This is a genomic window from Microbacterium sp. LMI12-1-1.1 (genome assembly GCF_040676455.1).
In the GTDB taxonomy this organism is placed as follows: domain Bacteria; phylum Actinomycetota; class Actinomycetes; order Actinomycetales; family Microbacteriaceae; genus Microbacterium.
The window spans coordinates 1,125,573-1,142,651 of record NZ_JBEGIA010000001.1 but is presented as its reverse complement, the minus strand read 5'-3'; the positions used below and the strand labels follow the sequence as shown (position 1 = coordinate 1,142,651).

The following is a 17,079-nucleotide window of genomic DNA, read 5'->3' as shown; positions in this document are numbered from 1 at the left end:
CGTGTCCGTCGACGTTCCACCGCATCCCATGCGCTTCCCGCCGGAGCACCCGTTGACCGGGCGCGTGCGCCGGCTGTGCATGGCGTACCCCGAGGCAGCCGAGGTGCTCGCCCACGGCCGTTCGACGTTCCGCGCCGGCAGACGTCAGTTCGCCATCGTAGGTGCCGCCCACGATGACACGGGTGCGGTGGAGTTCATCCCCGACGACGTCGAGCGTCCGGCGATGCTCGAGCGAGACGACGTCTTCGTGCCGCCTTACGAGGGTGCGTACGGCTGGCTCGCCATCCGTGTGGAGGCGGATGCCGGCGACTGGGAGCTGCTCGCGGAGCTCCTCGACACCTCGTACCGTCGTGTCGCCCTGCAGCGTCAGCTGCGCGCACTCGACGCCCAGGACCTGTGAAGAACGGTCCGGGAGTGCGTGAACACGCCCGGGAATCCGGCATCCTCCCGCCGATTCGCGCCGCAGGTGGCCGTGAGGTATTCTTGACGACGTTGTGCGCTGCTGCGAACGACATGCGCCCGTAGCTCAATGGATAGAGCATCTGACTACGGATCAGAAGGTTAGGGGTTCGAGTCCCTTCGGGCGCGCACTGTGTTGAGACAGTAATCATCGAAAACCCGCGGATTTCCGCGGGTTTTCGTGTATCTAGAGTACGTGTCGGCGTTTGAAGGGCACCACGGTGCCTACGCGAGTGCACACATGCGTATGGCGTGCTGTGGCGCGAGGACGGGCATAAAGCGTCCGCGCCATGCGTGGCCGTCTGATTGGGCTCGCGTGCGGGCTCGACCGCCTCCGGATCGCGCGGCCGACGTCAAAGATCCCTCCGTCTCCGCCATAGAGATCCCCGATCGAAGCCTCCTCGGTTTGACTCTGACAACGAACGCCCAGATTCGACCGCCATCCCATGCGACAGAGCTTGAGGGCTATTGGGATCTGAGTCGCGAGGGGAAGCAGGCTTGTACGATGACCAACAGAGATCGGGTGGTCCATCTCAGGAACGGGGGCATCCGATGGCACGGCGGCGGGATCTTGCGGAGGTCCTCGACACGGCATCCGCTCTCCTGGCGGAGGAGGGCCTGGACGGGTTGACCCTGCGGGCGATCGCCCGTCGCATGGACGCCCACTTGAACTCCGTCTCGTTCCAGGTCAAGACGAAGGGGCGACTGCTTGAGCTGCTCTCCGATCGGATGCTTGCCGATGTGCGGCTGGATGGGCTTCCCGCTGCTCCTCGCGCCCGTGCCTCCGAGATCGCGGCGCGATATCGGCGCGTGTTGCTCTCGCGGCGCGACGGGGCTCGGCTGATGGCGGGCACATCAGCGATCGAGCAGCACACCCTCGCGATCGGCGAGGCGCTGATCGGTGCGCTTCTCGATGGTGGTGCCGACCCCGTCACCGCCACGCGGACGTTCTGGTCCATGTCGTACCTCATCCTCGGGGCGGTGCAGGAGGAGCAGGGCGCGGATCCGTCCGCAGGCGAGCGATTGGAAGCCGCGTTGGCTGCCGGGTCGTTCCCCGTGCTGACGCGAGTGGAAGGATCCCTCGTCGACGACTCCTTCGACGCGCGGTTCACTTTCGCGATGGATGCGCTTCTCGACGCGGCTGGACTGTCCGTCGCTTGATCGGTCAGCGGGGCACGGCGATCACCACGTCAACCTCGATCAGGGCACCGGGGATGCCGAGAGCGGCGACACCGATCAGGGTGCTCGCTGGCACGGGCGAGGTCCCGTCACGAAGGTTGTCGAACACGACGGAGAGCATGCTCGGCTCCCAGTCGACGATGTAAAGCGTCTCTTTGACGATGGCCGACCGCTGGACGCCGAGGGAGGCCAGAAGTACGTCGATGTTCGCGGCCACTTGCCGGGTTTGAGCGCCGAGGTCATCGCCGACGAGTTCCAGGCTCGCGTTCCATGCGACCTGGCCCGAGCAGAATACGAGGTCGACGTCCTTCGGTGCGACGACCTGCGAGATGAGGTGCGGGATCGACGGAGCGCCGTCGGGGTCGATGCGGGTGATATTCATGTCTTCCTCGATTCGATGGATGGACGGTTCAGGTGGACGCGACGACGTCGAACGTGGGAGTCGTGCGGAAGGAGCGCACGGCGGCGATGATCTCCGCCTCGGTGGGGTATTCGGCGGCCCAGGCGACGTATCCATCCGGACGCACAAGGACCGTGGGTCCGTCGGAGTGCGACGCCGTGACGATGCCAACGGCCGCCGCATCCGCGGCCAGCGTCGCACCGATCTCGCTCGAGACGATCAAGAGTGCGGCGCCGGCGCGTGTCGCAGCATCCAACTCTTCGGTGATGATGCGGTGCCCCACGAGCGAATGCGCGCCGTCCTTCGCCGGATACGCGACCGCCAGGCCCGACAACCGCTGGGCGAGTAGGCGGGACAGCTGCGGGTCGGCGGCGATGAGTTCGTTCATCAGGCCGCGCAGTTCGCGGGCGTCAGGCAGGAAGGCCGCCAGCAGAACTGTCTGCGCCTGAGTGTCGCGCAAGAGGTCGGCGCCGACTGCGCGACGCTCGCTCGCGTAGTCGTCGAGGACCCTGTCATCTGCCCAGCCCGCCACAACGTCGGCGAGGCGCCAGCCCAGTGCATGCGCATCCTGGATGCCGACATTCATCCCCACGCCGCCGGCGGGAAAATGCATGTGCGCGGCATCACCCGCCAGCTGCACCCGACCGAGCCGATATCGTTCGGCCAGTCGTGCGGCATTGCCGAACCGGGAGATCCACTGCGGCGAGTGCATGGCGTAGTCCGAGCCCACGACGGCGACGACGCTCTCGCGAAACTCTTCGAACGTGAGATCGCGATCCATCGGTGCGCTTCGCGCCGGGTCGATCCCGACGATGCGATGGATGCCGCCTGCCATCGGCACGATCATCAGTTGTCCCGTCGGCCCCGAATGGGTAACCACACCCTGCGGGGGTGCGTCCAGGATGACGTCGCCCAGCATGCCGTAGAGCGTGGCCGAGGTGCCCGGGAATCCGATGCCTGCGGCCTTTCGCACCGTGCTGCGCGACCCATCGCAGCCGACGAGATAGGCGGTCTCGATGGCGTAGGAGTCATCCACGGTCTCGACGTGCACCGAGACGCCATCGACGCGGATGTCGATGGTGGCGACGCGATGTCCACGACGCAGGTCAACCCCGAGCGAGAGCGCGTGGTCCTCGAGCAGCTGCTCTGTGCGCGCCTGGGGCTGCAGGAGGGTGAAGGGGAATGCCGTGTCGAGAACCGAGAAGTCGAGCCGCTGCTCGAGTCCCCCGAAGTGCCCGGTGGGCACGCGCGGGCCGCCGGCGAGGACACGCTCGGCAAGTCCGCGCTGCGCGAAAATCTCGATCGTGCGGGGGTGGATGGTCAGTGCCTTCGAGTGCGGCGAGATCGACTCGCGTTGCTCGAGGACGATGACGGGAATGGCGCGCAGGCGTAGTTCGGCCGCGAGCCAGAGGCCCACGGGTCCCGCGCCCACGATGACGACAGGATGCATTGCTTACCGGCTTTCTTGATCGTTGACCAAGTCAGTTGGTCAGTGATCAAGATAGGCATCGGCGGGGCGTTTCAGAACATGCGCAATGGGATCGTTACATCCGGAAACCAGCCCGTCATGAACTGGAGGTCGCATCCTGTCGTCGCCCGGGGTGGTTAGCCCCTGCGGTGATGACCGCTCCCGGCGATTGAGGTGACCATGAGGAAAACCGCCGATGCGGCTCCGACACGACCTAGCCGGTGTGGGATCTCTGCATCGAAGTGAATTGAGTCGCCGGCGCCCAGTCGCTCAGTCGATCCGCCGATCTCGACATCGAGCACTCCGGACTCGACGTGCACCCACTCCTCACCGTTATGCACTTGAGGGTCGCCAGACACCGCCTCGGTCAGAGTCACGCGCATCGGCTGCAGGAGCGCGTGCGGCGAGTGGGAGCCGAGCATGTCGAACGAACGCTCCGCGCCCGCGAGCCGCTCGTCAGGCATGCGTCGACGCACGGTGACGCCTCGCGGGTCCGCCTCGTCAGCCTCCCCGACGAGCACGCCGAGGGGCACGTCGTAGGCGCGGGCCAATCGCATGAGCAGGGTCACGGCCGGCACGCGGTCACCCGACTCGATGCGGGAGAGGTGTGGTGCCGAAATGCCGCTCAGCCGCGACGCCGCGGCGAGCGATAGCCCTAGCATCAGGCGACGCGCGCGCACGGCTCGGGCAATAACCGTCTCGTCGCCGTCGAGCGTTTCGCGCGCCGCATCATCCGGAGGAGTCATGTTGCAACAATGTTAATGTTTGCCAAATGACATGGCAACGTGCCGATCGGCACGCTACGGTCGCCTCGTCAGCTGCCAGCTGGGCTGCTACGAAAGGACCCCTATGTCGACGATCCTGCTCATCCACGGCACCTGGCTCGGCGGCTGGGTGTGGGATCGCGTCGTCCCGCTGCTGCGGGATTCCGGCCATACGATCATCGCGCCCGACTTGCCGGGGCTTGCAGGCGATTCTGCGGCGGCGAGCGCGGGTATCGATCCGTCCGTCCATGCGGCCGCGATCGTGGACCTGCTCGAGCGGAGCGATTTGCAGGATGTCGTCCTCGTCGGACATAGCTACGGCGGCATCGTCGCGCGCGAGGCTGCGACGTCGACCCGCGTCGGCCGGATCATTTATCTCGACGCGTTCCTCCCTGAGGCGGGCGAATCGGCCTTCGACCTGATCCCATGGCTAGCGGACGCGTTCGTCCCCGTCGATGATGAGCGACCGTGGCTGATCGCCCCCCTGCCGCCCCAGGCGCTCGGGATCGAGGATGTGGACGACGTCGCGTGGCTCGCCGCGAACATGACCCCGATGCCGCTGGCCACTCATTCGACAGCCGCTGCTGCCGTCGCGCGGGTGGTTCCCTCGACCTACGTGTGGTGCGAGGTGCAGCCCCTCATGGTCGAGATGGCTGAGCGGGCACGCGCACGCGGCTATGACGTCGTGGGCATCCCGACCGCACATCTCCCGATGGTCACGCATCCCGAGCTGTTGGCCGCTGCGGTGGATGCCGCAGCGAAAGGCCGGAATCGATGACGACGTCGCCGCGCTGGAGGGGGCGCCTGGAGGGTATCTGGATTGCAGAGGTTGCCGGTGTGGAGATGCACGAGCTCGCCACCGCGACGGCGATTGCGGGCATCGGTCTCGAGGGGGACCGCTATGCCACCCGCCAAGGCCACTACTCTCACATGTGGCACGAGGATCGCCAGGTGACGATCATCGCCGACGAGGTGCTGCAGGCGATCGAGAACGAGCTCGACATCCGGCTGGAACGAAGCGAGACCCGTCGCAATCTCGTTACGACGGGCGTACCCCTCAATGATCTAGTGGGCGAGCGATTCACGATCGGGGAGGTGGAGCTCTACGGCGGGCGGCTGAACGTGCCTTGCCGCTACTTCGAGCGCCTCATCGATAAGCCGGTGTTCGAGCCGTTGATCGGTCGTGCAGGCCTGAACTGTCGGATCATCCGCGGCGGGACGCTCCGCGCGGGTGACGCTGTGCTTCCCGGCCCGGCAACGGCATGACCACACGACTCCTCATGGCCGCGCAGGTCACAGCGGTCCGCGACTTGTCACCACGGGTCCGCGCCATCCGCGTCGCCCCCATTCACCGGCGCGCGTTTCCGCTGGCCGCGGGCGGCGATCACGTGCACGTCCAGCACCCGACGGGAGTGCGGCGCGACTACTCCTTGGTGTCCTCTCGGGGCGGCGACTACGAGATCGCGGTGCAGCGCCAGGATGCCGGACGCGGCGGCTCGGCGCTGTTCCACGCCTCACAGCCGGGTGATCCGGTGTTCATCTCCTACCCCCAGCCGGGGATGTCGCTCGACGCGACGGCATCGCGTCACGTCTTCGTCGCGGGCGGCATCGGCGTGACCGCGATCATCGGCCTTCTCCACGACGTCTCACCCGCGCTGGACGGTGAGGTGCACTACGCCGTGAACCGCCGCGCCGACGCGGTACTGCTCGACCGCCTCGAGGCGAGCGGACTGGAGGTGCACCTGCATGTGTCCGCGGAGGGGACACGTCTCGACGTTTCGTCACTCGTCGCCGGACTCACCCCAGACACCGCGCTGTACCACTGCGGTCCTCCCTCCCTCATGGCCGCCCTCGACGCCGCCGGCCATCCACCCCAGCGAACGCGCTCGGAAGCGTTCGCTGTCACCGCCCGGCCCGGCGAGCGGCTCGGTGAACCCTTCACCGCGCGCCTGCTCGGCACCGGGAGGAGTGTGTCGGTCGCGGCCGACGAGACATTGCTGACCGCGCTCCTGCGCGACGGCATCCCAGTCGACTACTCCTGCGAGGGCGGGGTGTGTGGGTCATGCGTCATCGAAGCGCCATCCGGCGACCTCGACCATCGCGACCGATGTCTCAGCGACGCCGACCGCGGGCAGCGCCTGCTCGCAACGTGCGTCAGCCGAGGTCGAGACGACATCGCTCTGCTCATCTGACACCGCCATCTCATCTGGAACCAGCCGCCCTCATCCACTGCTGACCGACTCATCCGACACCCGTCTGCGAGGACCCATGACCATCGAACGCATACGTATCCCCAACCTGTTCGCCAACCCACTGATGCCGCACGCCGTCGTCCACGGCGGAGTGGCCTACCTCTCGGGCGTCCTGGGCACGGTCGATGGAGCCGGCGCCATCCCTGAAGACATCGAAGAGGAGATAGAGGCGTGCCTGCGCAACGTCATCACCGAGGCCGAGGGGGCCGGGTCCGCCGCTGGTCGCCTCCTGTCAGTCACCGTTTACCTTGCGGATCTCTCGCACGGGCCACTCATGAATTCTGTGTGGGACCGCGTGCTGCCGCGCGACGCGCGCCCCGCGCGGGCGACGATCGGGTCACTCCTGCCCGCCGGACTGCGTATCGAGATCACCGCCGTCGCAGCCGTGGGCTAGCGTCGAACGCGCGGTGGCGCTCGCGTCCGCCGTTGCCTTCGGCAGATCCATCGGAGCGGGACACCCTACGAGTCCGCGAGCGCACCGGCCGCGGGCCACGCTTCTCAGTTGCTCGCCGCTAACGCGAGGTGCGACGGAGCTGCCCGTTGCATTGCGCGACGATGCGGGTGAACTGGTTATACGTGCCGATAGCCGATTCCGAGCAGCGACGCCGCGGCCTGATAGTCGGCTGCGCGGTGACCTACCGACAGGGACCAGTGGTGACCGACGCCGGTCGCGGACCACTCGTCCACCCACTCACCCGGGTCGCGGCCGAAGTCGACGCGGCTGGTCGTGTTCCCGATCTCCAGGAGCGGGCCGTCCACGACTTCTCCTTCGGAGGTGATGAAGGTCAGGGAGCCGTCGGCGTCTTGGCCGAGTCCGAGCAGTGTGACCGGCCCGTGCTGCACGTCGAACTCGACGGAGACACCCCATCCGCGCTTGCCGTGGTAGACGCCGAGGCCGCGCAGCAAGGGATCGCGGCTGGAGACCGCCAGGTGGGCGGGTCCGTCGTGACCCATCTCGACGACGCCGTCTACGAAGTTCAGTGCCTGGATCTCGCAGAAGGAACCCCCGGCGCCGATGACCTGGGTAGCCAGTTGCGCCAGCGTGGTCCGCAGCTCGAACTCACCGGTTGCCGGGACGCCGCGTGCCGTGAGCAGCGAGGCACCGAGGATCATGCCGGCCCCGAGTCGCTCATGCTGTTCCCCGTCGAGGCCGCGGTGATAGTAGGCGAGCGTGTCCAACTCGAAGTCGTCGACCAGGCGATCCAGCGCAACGGACACTCGCGCACCCCACGCGAAGTCATCGTCAGCCACGGACTCGTCGATGGTGAAGAGCTCTCGCGCCAGAGCCATCCGTTCGGCGACCTCCCTCTCGGAGACCGTATCCGCACGCACCCTCAGATCGTCGAACTCCAGCACCTCGACGTGGGAGCCGAAGGTCGCAGGTAGGAGCGTCAGATCCGTCGACACATCCAGCATGCCCGGATAAAGGTGTCCCATCAGCCCGTGGCGCGCATGCCGCAATGCCGCTCGGACGTGGGCGGCGCTGATCCAGCGGGAGATGCGCTCCCACGCCGGTTCCTGCCGCAGGTATCCCGACACCGACCGGAATGGGATACCCGCTCGACGGAACACGTTCCCGACCTCCGGCACCGGGCACTGCCCGCAGTATGCGAGCCACGCACCGGTGTCGAAGCTCGCGTGATCCATTTTCTCGGTGGGCTGCAGGTCGATGACCAGGACGGGCGCATGCGATCGCTGGGCTATCGGCAGCACCATCGAGCTAGTGAGGTAGGTGGTCAGAAACAGCACGATGAGGTCGCAGTCCGCTTGGCGCAGTTTCTCGGCGGCAGCCGCGCCCTCGTGCGCGTCGGAGATGAATCCGACGTCGGTGACCTCGGCATCCATCTGCTGGAACCGCTGGGAGACGTAGGCCGCGGACTCTTGCAGCTGCGGCAAGAGGCCTGGAAACTGTGGCCAGTAAGTGCCCAGTCCGCCTGCGACGAGGCCGATGCGCGGCTTGCGACGGGTCCTCGGCTCTAACAGTGCGTTCACCAGTGTGGGCATCGTCGACCTTCAGATGGAGTTGATTGGGGTGGGTGTGAATCGATTCACACCCACCCCAATCCTATGGGCGAAGCATCCTGGCCCGCAACGTCGTCGCTACGGGACGATCTGGATATTGGATGCGTCAGTGACGTTCGTCACGTTCATCTGCTGCAAGGTTGTCGCCGTCGTCGTGCTACCCGGCATGCGAATCGCCTCAAACTTGACGTCCGTGATAGGTGCCCCGCTGACGCCAGTGATCCTCGCGGGCGTCGTGCCGGCGTCGCGCACCCGGATACGAGTGAGGTCGACATCAGTGACAGGCCCGATACCCTCGGCGGTCGCGCCGGTCCACAGTGCCATCCATGTTCGGTTGCCATCACCGCAGGCGCTGTGTTGCACACGCTCGATGTCGATGTCCTCGAATTGAATGCTGACTGCGCCCGCCGCGCCGTACTTATGGTGGATCCCGACACCTACGGAGGCATCGTAGATCGTGGCGTTGCGGAAGGTCACATTGAGCTGCTGCTGGAACACGCCCTGACCGACCTTCAACCCGTAACAGTGGGTCCAGCTCACCAGATCGTCGAAGGTGACGTTCTCGAGCGGGCGAGGCGAACCGGGAACGTTCTTGAACAGGTCGATGTGGTTGGCCCACGTCTTGGTGCTGAACGGGTCGTCCAGGCCGATGCCCATCGCATTGGTCACGGTGACGTTGGTGGACTCCATCACGTCGATCCCGTCGTTCTCGCCCATGTCGAATCTGTTGAACATCTTGATGTTACGGAAGGTCATGTTGCTCGAGCGGGTGGGCATGATGGCCCAGCTGCTGGACTCCCGAAAAGTGATCCCGTCCACCGTGAACTGGTCGGTATAGATCGGCACCAGCAGGTTCACACCGAGGTTGCCCGGCTGCAGCGAGGCCATCCCGTTCCCGTCGATGATCCCGCGACCGGTGATGGAGATGTTGGTCGTGGAGTACCTCGTCGACAGGAACCACGTCACGTCCCGGTTCTGTGACAGCTTCTTCCAATGCACGTCGTAGTGGGCGCGGTCGCCGGTGTATTTGAGGACCGCCCCAGGGGCGAGGTAGAGGCGCAGATTCGACCGGAGGTACAGCGTCCCAAGAGTCCACACCCCGGCCGGCACGTAGACGGTACCCTGACTGGCGTTGGCTGACCCCCACGCCGCAGCGTCGTTGAGGGCGTTCTGGAAGGCGGATGTGGAGTACTGGGCACCGGGGGAGGCGGAGTAAGGCGCCGCCGTGACATTGAAGATCCCCGTGCCGCTGGACGCCGGCCGGCCCGTTTCGAGCGGGTCGATGGCGATAACCAGGTCGGGGCGACCATCGATCTTCACGATGAGGTACTCGTCTTTGGTGACCGTGAAGTTCAGCGTCGGCCCCGAGACCGAACCAGTCAGTCCGAGCTTGAGGGGGCTGATGGAGTAGGAGCCGATGTTGGTGTTGTTGACCTTGCGGATAGAGATGGCCGCTTCTCCGGCGCCCATCGCGAACTGGGCGATGTCGTACCCGGCGTAATCCTGCACCGGAACGTTCTGCCCGTTGACGGTGAGGGCGAAGTCTGGAGAGGCGGGGTACGTCGACTGCAGTGGGTAGATGTCCAGTGGTGCGGGCGCCGCGAGCGCCGCCGGGGCGGGCAGGGCGACGAGCAATGCCGCCGCGAGTACGCCCACCACAGCCGTGGACAGCCGGATCAGTGGCCTCATTGTCACTTCCTTCTTGGACCGCGATTCGACGGCGCAAGGCGTGGGTCCTCAACATCGAGCCCGTGTGTGAATCGATTCACAACTCTGTGAGCCTACAGGGGAGGCTCATGGCGGGTCAACAACTGCTTCGCGCAAGAGCAGGTCGTGCAATATCGGGCACACGAACGGGAGGCGCCGGAACGAATCTCGTCCGGCGCCTCCCGATCCCCGGCCTGGTCAGTTGGTCTGTCGCACTCGGACGTTGTCGAAATCCACTGCCGCACGCCCGGTGATCAGTTGCACAAATCCCGCTGCCGTGACCGGGTTGGGGTCGGTGACAGTGGCGCGCGGTGCGGCTTCTTCGCCGACGAACACCCGCAATGTCGCCCCGTCCGCCTCCACTCGTAGGCGGGTGCCACCGCTCAGCGGCGTCCCGGTCCCGCTGGAGATGACGCCCTGGCCGGCGCGGAAGATGTCCACCGACCCGTTCTGACGCACATAGACCAGGTAACCGCTGGTGGTATACGCGTCGCCGGGAGTCGTGGTGCGCAGCTGGACGCCCGCGAACGCGGTCGAGGTGGCGGTGCTCCGGAAGGTGAGGTCCACCTCCACGGACCCGTTCGCGACCCGCAGCCCGTCCACGACCGAACGCCACCCGGTTCGAGTTGTGTCGCTCTGCCGGAACACACCCTCGGTGGCAGACCACACGCCGTCCACGTTGGTCCACGCTGACTCTGTCGCCGCCGGCGACGAGAAGGTGTCCGTGAACACGGTGCCGTCGGCGGCGGGAACGATAGTCAACAGCACTTCGTCTTGTTCGACTGTCCCGGACGTCAGTTCGCTGCGGATGGCGAGCGCGCAGTCTCCGGGCAGGAACGTCTCCCGGATGGTCACTGTCACCTCACTGGCACCTGTGACAGAAGCAGGCGCTACCAGGCACGGTCCGTCTACGGTGAATGCGCCGACGCGATTGCCTGACAGGGTGAGGACGAGCTCGCTACCCGCGGTCGCGGACTCCGAGGCGGGCGTCACGATGACTCGGTCCTTTCCGACGTCGGACTGGGCGGCCGCGCGCACGACACGGGACTTGTCCTTCGACGTCAGGCGTCCCTGCGTCGCGAGAGGATCGAGCACCTGGGTGACGTGGGCGACGAAGTCGCCGTGGCTCGCCCACTGCTCCTCGACTCGGAGCAGGTCATTGATGGTGCATCCGTTGCCGTCGTCGATGTTGGCCACGCCCGTGTCTGTCGTCCCGATGAGCACGGTGGCAGCCGGGTTCGAGGCCGGGCACCGGTCGTCGGCAACCCGCAGGGAGTAGTCCAGCGTGTCCGTGGCGTTGATGTCGAGCACGTGCAGGGTCCGCTCTCCGCCCGCAACAGGGAAGGAGGTGGGGCGGATGGTCGCCGAGTCGCCGCCGTTCCACGTGATCTCGAGGCTTCGACCGTCGCGATGGAGGATGAGGCCCTGCGCATCTTCGGGGGAAGGGGCAGCGCTCCCGAGGGCGAGCGGTGTGCCGTCGTCCCAGAGGAGTTCATCGTCCGCGCCGACGATGAGGGGGATGCGCTCGAAGAACGCCCCAGTCGTCGCCACCGAGACTCCCAGCTCCTCACCCAAAGTGACCTTCTTCGTGACGGTGCCATCCGAAGGTGCGTAGCTCACCTCGAGCGTGTCGGTTGCGCTGACATCGGCGGGATCAGCCACCGCTCCGGCAAGCGAGTAGCTGGGCACCGGCTGGTCGTACGCGTCCATTCGGAAGACCCCGCCGACCACGCGCCCCGTGCCCCACGACAACTCCGCGCTTGCCGGTCGTGTGCGAGGCGCTCCGACCGCCGGCGCGTTCTGGCTCTGAATCACGACGCCCATCTGTGGGTCGTAGAGATAGTTGAGGCCAAACCGCTGGTTGTCCCAGAAGCCGTACTGGGTGTTCACATGCTTCCCGAACGACAGGGCCGTGACGTACTGGTCTCGCTTGGCGAACACGAACTCCTGGCCGAGAAGCGAGTCTGCACGGTACTCCGTGTATTCGCCTGCGGCGAAGGGGTGCAGGGTGTCAATCGCGGCCAACCGCTCAGCCGCTGAGGGGTAATGCTCCTCCCCGAGGATGACATCTCGCACCAGTGCTGGATCCATGTACGACCACGCAGCGGCAATCCTCGGGGCGACGGTGGTCTCCCACGTTCCCGCCGCGAAGGCGGCCCGTTCTTCAGCGACGTCCTCGGCGGTGCGACCATAGGCGTTCGCCTGCGGCACGATGGCCGACCAGAGGTGGTTTGCGCCGATGGGGATCTGGTCGGCGTAGTTCCAGCCGCGGTGACGGGAGTCGGTGGCGGTATTGATGAAGAAGCCATCGAGTTCCTGGTCGTAGAGGAGGTGGTACTGCGCCCAGTCCATGTAGGCGGTCTGCATCTCGTCGATGACTCCACGGGTGGCGTCATCGCCCCAACCGGCGAGGTCTTCGGATTCGACCTCCAGGCTGTAGCGGTGGGCGACCGTTCCGTCCCGGTAGAAGCCTGCTTCGCTCTGCGACACTGTGCGGTGTTCGGCGAGGCGCTCTTCGAACCGTGCTCGCAGTGCCGGGTCGTCGAAACGCTCGAGCAGGTTCGAGATTCCGACCAGCCCGCTGGCGACCTGATTGGCGAACTGGTCGCCGTGCGGACCCCACACCTCGGCGTCTTCGAGGAACCACCATGCCGCCCGCTCCAGGGACCCGGTGAGCGTCTCCGGCAGCAGAGGGTCGATGGTGGCATCGTGTTCGAGCAGGTCGAGAAGCTCCGCGTAGAGTTCGAGGGCGAACCCGGTGGCCGCTCGCGAATTCACGTCGCCACCGCCCTGGGGGAAGGAGCCGTCAGAGTTCTGCCGGGTGAGCAGGAACTGCACGGCTGCGTTGAACCGCAGCCCGAGTGCCTCGTCGTGGAAGTACGGATTCCACGGTGTGTCGGTGGTGTAGAAGTAGCCCAGGGTGAGCACGTTCTCCATCACGCGCGCGTCGTTCGGGCCTTGCCCGGCTCGCCAGCATCCGCATGTGATGAAACCGTAGTTGGTGGCGGAGTCGTCGTGGACCGAGTTGGCCAGTCGTGCCACGTTTCCGAGATAGGGAGCAACGTCCTGCTCCACTCCGTCGAACGACGCCAGTTCAATCGTGTGGCCCTGAACAGACGCGACCTCCGGCAGCGGACCCGACACCGGCCACGCGAGCGTCGATTGCGGGACAGATTGGCTGGCGAACACCGTCGCAGGCAGTGGTGTAACCGCGAGAGCGGCGACGACTGCGGCCGCGACAACTCGACCGGCACGCGGGAGGAACGACATGACACACCTCTTTGTGGAATCAGCTGGTGAATGGATGGGTGGATGGGGGTGGGCTCAGACCGACTAGCGGGTTCCTGCGCTGGCGCAGTTGGTGACTCGGTCGCGCAGCGGGTGGTCGGCGGGGAGTGCGGGCAGCGCCTGGACGCCATCCAGGCCAGAGCCCCGCGGCACGGCGACGACGACGTTCGGCCACGACGCTCGCAGCAGGCGCTCGAACGGGTGCCGAATCACGTCGGCGCCGAAGATGCCACCGATGGCGGCAACCTCGGGTCCGTCGGGCCACGCCTCCGGTCCGCCCCGCACCCGGCGCAGCCCGGCGCCCACGGACACGGACAGTTCACGAGCCGCAGCACGACAGATCGTGGCGGCGGTGGAGTCGACCGTGGCGAGTTCGACGACCTGCTGGGCGAAGGACGCGATGACCCGAACCCGATCCGGATCGCTCTGCAGCTCGATGTACGCGGTTTCAGGGTCGGGCCAGCGCTCGGAGAGCATCTCCAAGAGACGTGTCGGCGTCGCTCGGCCGTCGTACGCGCGCATGGCCGCCTCCAAGCCGGCCCGGCCGATCCAGTGCCCGCTGCCGGCGTCGCCCATGATGTTGCCCCAGCCGTCGACGCGGGCCACCGTGCGGGGACCGACGGCGAGGGTGACCACACCGGTCCCAGCGGCGATGACCGCGCCCGTGCCGGCGCCGAGCGCCCCGAGGTAGGACGTCACAGAGTCGTGGGCTATCACCACCCGCCCCACTCCGGCGGGCTCCAGGCGTGCCAGGAGCTCACGTCCTTCGCGGGCGTCGTCGGTAAGTCCGGACACTCCGGCGGCGACGGTGTCGATGGGGCGGTCCCACTGCTGGGCCGCGCGGTGAACCGCGTCGGCCAGCTGGTCGGCGAGCGGGCTGTGCGTGCGAACACCGGGGGCCGTCAGCTGGAAGACGTGGAGGCCATCCCGCAGCCGCAGCTTGATGCCGGTCTGTCCGGCGTCGACGCACAACGTGCCTGCGGGGGCGGTCACGACCGCACCTCACCCGCGGTGGCAGGCTCGAGCACTCCATCGACGCGTCGAGGAATCCCGAGCGGGTTGTGCTCTCGGAGGGCAGGCGGGAGGAGCTCTTCTGGCGCACTCTGGTACGCAATCGGGCGCAGGAACCGCCGCACCGCGGTGGCGCCCACGGAGGTGAACTGCGATGTCGTCGCCGGCCATGGCCCGCCATGATGCTGAGACCAGGTCACGGCCACACCGGTCGGCCATCCGTCGAACAGCACACGCCCGGCCAGATGCTCCAGCTTTGTCACGATGTCGCGGACGTCGTCAGCGGACTCTGCGTGGACGGTGGCGGTCAGGCTCGCCTCCAGGCATTCCAGGGCGCCGGTCAGTGAGGCGTCGTCGTACCGCACGAGCAGCGTGACCGCGCCGAACACCTCCGTGCGCAGGAGCAACGGGTTGGCGATGACAGTCGCCGCGTCCGCAGCGAGCACCAACGGGGCGCCGCGGCCGCCGGCGATGAGGTCGACCCCGGGTGTGGCGAGCAGCTCGTCCACGCCGCGGTCGAAGGCAGCCCGGATAGCGGGGGTGAGCATCGGAGGTGCTGTGGCCTCGACGTCAATGGCGGTCTCGGTGTTGGAGTCTCGCGGCACGAAGACGACACCCGGCTTGGTGCAAAACTGGCCGGCACCCAGGCTCAGCGACGCCACCAGCCCGGCGGCCAGCTCCGCCCCCCGCGCCTCATCGGCTGCGGGGAAGATCACGACCGGGTTGATGCTTCCCAGCTCGCCGTGGAAGGGGATGGGGTCTGGCCTTCCCACGGCAAGATCGAACAGCGCGCGGCCCCCGGCGGTCGAACCGGTGAAAGCCACCGCTGTTGTTGCCCGGTGCTGCACCAGCGCGGGACCGGAGTCGAAGCCTTCGACCATCCCGAAGACCCCCGAGGGTGCACCGGCGCCCTGCAGTGCCCGCTCGACGATCGCGGCGGTCCGGCGTGACAGTTTCGGGTGAGCCGGATGCGCCTTCACGACAACAGGGCAGCCGACCGCGAGGGCGGAGGCGGTGTCTCCTCCTGCTACCGAGAAGGCGAACGGGAAGTTCGACGCGGCGAAGACGGCCACAGGCCCCAGCGGCCGAAGCAACCGACGAAGGTCGGGCAGCGGTGGCGTCGCCTCGGGGCGGGCGTGGTCGATGACGGCCTCGATGTAGGAACCTTCGGTGACCACCTCCGCGAACAGTCGGAGCTGGCTGGTGGTGCGCGTTACTTCGCCGAACAGCCGAGCTTCCCCCAGCTGCGTTTCCTCATCCGCCAGCGTGACCAGATCCACCGCGTTCGCGTCCAAGGCGTCGGCGACCGTCCGCAGCCAGTCCGCACGCTCGCGGTCGGTCGCGGCCGCGGCCGCGACCGTTGCGCCCGCAGCTTCCGTCATCGCGCTGTCGACGCTCATCGAACCAGGTCCTCTCCGGCGGCGAGGATCCGTTCGAGCTCGAGCTGGTCGGACGGCGACGGATCGGTGAGCGGTGGCCTGACGCCTCCGACATCCAGTCCGCGCGCACGAAGTCCGGCTTTAATGAGCGACACGCCGTATCCGGGCACACGGTCTCGCAACGTCACCAGCGGCTCGTAGAACCCGGCGAGGATTTCATCCACGCGGCCCTGATCTCCGTCTTGGTACGCGTGGAAGAACGCTGTGGCGACCGCTGGCGCCATCGCGAAAGCCGCGGACGAGTAGTGCGGCACGCCGATGGCCTGATAAGCACGCTGGCTCAGTTCGGCTGTGAGCAGCCCATTGAAGAAGAGCACGTCGTCGCGCCCAACCTGCTGCGCAGCCAGGGTAAACCGCTGCGTGGCGGCGATGTCGCCCACGCCATCCTTCACCCCGATGACGCGAGGGTCGCCGAGCAGCTCCGCGATGGACTCGGGCGTGAACGCACCGAGTCCGCGGTGATAAACGACGACCGGAAGGTCCGTCGCGTCAGCAACCGAACGGACGTAGGCGACGAGCCCTGCCTGGGGTGCGGCGACGAGGTATGGCGGCAGCACCAGCAGCGCGTCTGCTCCCGCCTCCTGCGCCCCACGCGCCACAGCGCGCGCGTGACCGAGCGGCCCGCCCGCACCGGCGATGACCGGAACGGAGCCGTCCACGACGTCGACCGTGGCGCCCACGACGGTGTCGTACTCCGACGCGTCCAGGGCATGGAACTCCCCCGTCCCGCACGCAGGAAACACCGCTCCGGGCCCGAAGGGGAGCGCGTCGGACAGATGACGCTCGAGAACAGGCACGGCGACTTCGCCGGACGAGTCGAAAGGTGTCACAGGAAAGAACAGCACTCCGTGCAGTTGCACAGGGAGACCTCGTTTCGACATATGCCGCCGCTCGGCGGCTAATTGGTGGATCGATTCACAGCGCTGCAGAATTTCGCTTGCGCGATCCGGGGCGGCTGTGTATAGAGTGTCTTGTGAATCGATCCACGTGTCAAGCGGATCGCAGACGGAAGTAGACAAAGTGGTCTGGATGACTAGCGAGGCGCCCCCCGCCGAACTCCCGAGCGCACCCCCTCGTTCCAGGGACTCGA

15 protein-coding genes and 1 tRNA gene are annotated in these 17,079 nt (G+C 66.8%); 7 read left to right on the top strand and 9 right to left on the bottom strand.

What is annotated here, in order from left to right; all coding sequences use genetic code 11:
- Nucleotide 1: 1 nt before the first annotated feature.
- The 3 genes from MRBLMI12_RS05510 to MRBLMI12_RS05500 all read left to right on the top strand — a co-directional run bounded on the left by MRBLMI12_RS05510 (nucleotide 2) and on the right by MRBLMI12_RS05500 (nucleotide 1,620).
- Complete coding sequence (locus MRBLMI12_RS05510) at nucleotides 2–400, top strand: MmcQ/YjbR family DNA-binding protein (protein WP_363354583.1); 399 nt, start codon at nucleotides 2–4, stop codon at nucleotides 398–400.
- Between the two features lie 115 nt (nucleotides 401–515).
- Nucleotides 516–588: transfer RNA gene (locus tag MRBLMI12_RS05505), tRNA-Arg, on the top strand.
- A 423-nt stretch (nucleotides 589–1,011) separates the two neighbouring features.
- Entirely contained in the window at nucleotides 1,012–1,620 is a 609-nt protein-coding gene (locus MRBLMI12_RS05500; RefSeq protein ID WP_363354581.1) for a TetR/AcrR family transcriptional regulator C-terminal domain-containing protein, read from the top strand.
- A 4-nt stretch (nucleotides 1,621–1,624) separates the two neighbouring features.
- On the opposite strand, the gene MRBLMI12_RS05495 is transcribed toward MRBLMI12_RS05500, so the two are convergent.
- From MRBLMI12_RS05495 to MRBLMI12_RS05485, 3 genes are all read right to left on the bottom strand, one after another.
- Entirely contained in the window at nucleotides 1,625–2,020 is a 396-nt protein-coding gene (locus tag MRBLMI12_RS05495; protein WP_363354579.1) for a RidA family protein, read from the bottom strand.
- 28 nt (nucleotides 2,021–2,048) lie between these two features.
- Nucleotides 2,049–3,488 (bottom strand): FAD-dependent monooxygenase, encoded by a 1,440-nt coding sequence (locus MRBLMI12_RS05490; protein WP_363354577.1) that lies wholly within the window; start codon nucleotides 3,486–3,488, stop codon nucleotides 2,049–2,051.
- Nucleotides 3,489–3,643: 155 nt separating this feature from the next.
- Nucleotides 3,644–4,252: a helix-turn-helix domain-containing protein gene (locus MRBLMI12_RS05485; protein ID WP_363354575.1), complete on the bottom strand. Its 609-nt coding sequence runs from the start codon at nucleotides 4,250–4,252 to the stop codon at nucleotides 3,644–3,646.
- A gap of 31 nt (nucleotides 4,253–4,283) precedes the next feature.
- Here MRBLMI12_RS05485 and MRBLMI12_RS05480 point away from each other — a divergent pair, with 31 nt between their 5' ends.
- The 4 genes from MRBLMI12_RS05480 (at nucleotide 4,284) to MRBLMI12_RS05465 (ending at nucleotide 6,916) form a co-directional block, all read left to right on the top strand.
- Nucleotides 4,284–5,048, top strand: coding sequence for an alpha/beta fold hydrolase (locus tag MRBLMI12_RS05480; protein WP_363354573.1), 765 nt, complete (start codon nucleotides 4,284–4,286; stop codon nucleotides 5,046–5,048).
- Complete coding sequence (locus MRBLMI12_RS05475) at nucleotides 5,045–5,536, top strand: MOSC domain-containing protein (RefSeq protein ID WP_363354571.1); 492 nt, start codon at nucleotides 5,045–5,047, stop codon at nucleotides 5,534–5,536. Before MRBLMI12_RS05480 ends, MRBLMI12_RS05475 begins: the two co-directional genes overlap by 4 nt.
- Nucleotides 5,533–6,462 (top strand): PDR/VanB family oxidoreductase, encoded by a 930-nt coding sequence (locus tag MRBLMI12_RS05470; RefSeq protein WP_363354569.1) that lies wholly within the window; start codon nucleotides 5,533–5,535, stop codon nucleotides 6,460–6,462. Before MRBLMI12_RS05475 ends, MRBLMI12_RS05470 begins: the two co-directional genes overlap by 4 nt.
- 76 nt (nucleotides 6,463–6,538) lie before the next feature.
- Complete coding sequence (locus MRBLMI12_RS05465) at nucleotides 6,539–6,916, top strand: RidA family protein (protein WP_363354567.1); 378 nt, start codon at nucleotides 6,539–6,541, stop codon at nucleotides 6,914–6,916.
- Nucleotides 6,917–7,092: 176 nt separating this feature from the next.
- On the opposite strand, the gene MRBLMI12_RS05460 is transcribed toward MRBLMI12_RS05465, so the two are convergent.
- From MRBLMI12_RS05460 to MRBLMI12_RS05435, 6 genes are all read right to left on the bottom strand, one after another.
- Nucleotides 7,093–8,418, bottom strand: coding sequence for an L-fucose/L-arabinose isomerase family protein (locus tag MRBLMI12_RS05460; protein WP_363354565.1), 1,326 nt, complete (start codon nucleotides 8,416–8,418; stop codon nucleotides 7,093–7,095).
- A gap of 204 nt (nucleotides 8,419–8,622) precedes the next feature.
- On the bottom strand, nucleotides 8,623–10,233 hold the full coding sequence (locus MRBLMI12_RS05455) for a glycosyl hydrolase family 28 protein (protein ID WP_363354563.1): 1,611 nt from the start codon (nucleotides 10,231–10,233) through the stop codon (nucleotides 8,623–8,625).
- A 216-nt stretch (nucleotides 10,234–10,449) separates the two neighbouring features.
- Nucleotides 10,450–13,293 carry a hypothetical protein gene (locus MRBLMI12_RS05450; protein ID WP_363354561.1) on the bottom strand — a complete coding sequence of 948 codons (2,844 nt, stop codon included), beginning with the start codon at nucleotides 13,291–13,293 and terminating at the stop codon, nucleotides 10,450–10,452.
- 291 nt (nucleotides 13,294–13,584) lie between these two features.
- Nucleotides 13,585–14,532 carry an N-acetylglucosamine kinase gene (locus MRBLMI12_RS05445; protein ID WP_363354559.1) on the bottom strand — a complete coding sequence of 316 codons (948 nt, stop codon included), beginning with the start codon at nucleotides 14,530–14,532 and terminating at the stop codon, nucleotides 13,585–13,587.
- Complete coding sequence (locus tag MRBLMI12_RS05440; protein ID WP_363354557.1) at nucleotides 14,529–15,950, bottom strand: aldehyde dehydrogenase (NADP(+)); 1,422 nt, start codon at nucleotides 15,948–15,950, stop codon at nucleotides 14,529–14,531. Before MRBLMI12_RS05440 ends, MRBLMI12_RS05445 begins: the two co-directional genes overlap by 4 nt.
- A complete protein-coding gene (locus MRBLMI12_RS05435; RefSeq protein ID WP_363355744.1) occupies nucleotides 15,947–16,849 on the bottom strand; it encodes a 5-dehydro-4-deoxyglucarate dehydratase in 903 nt (300 codons plus the stop codon). Before MRBLMI12_RS05435 ends, MRBLMI12_RS05440 begins: the two co-directional genes overlap by 4 nt.
- Nucleotides 16,850–17,079 lie beyond the last annotated feature (230 nt).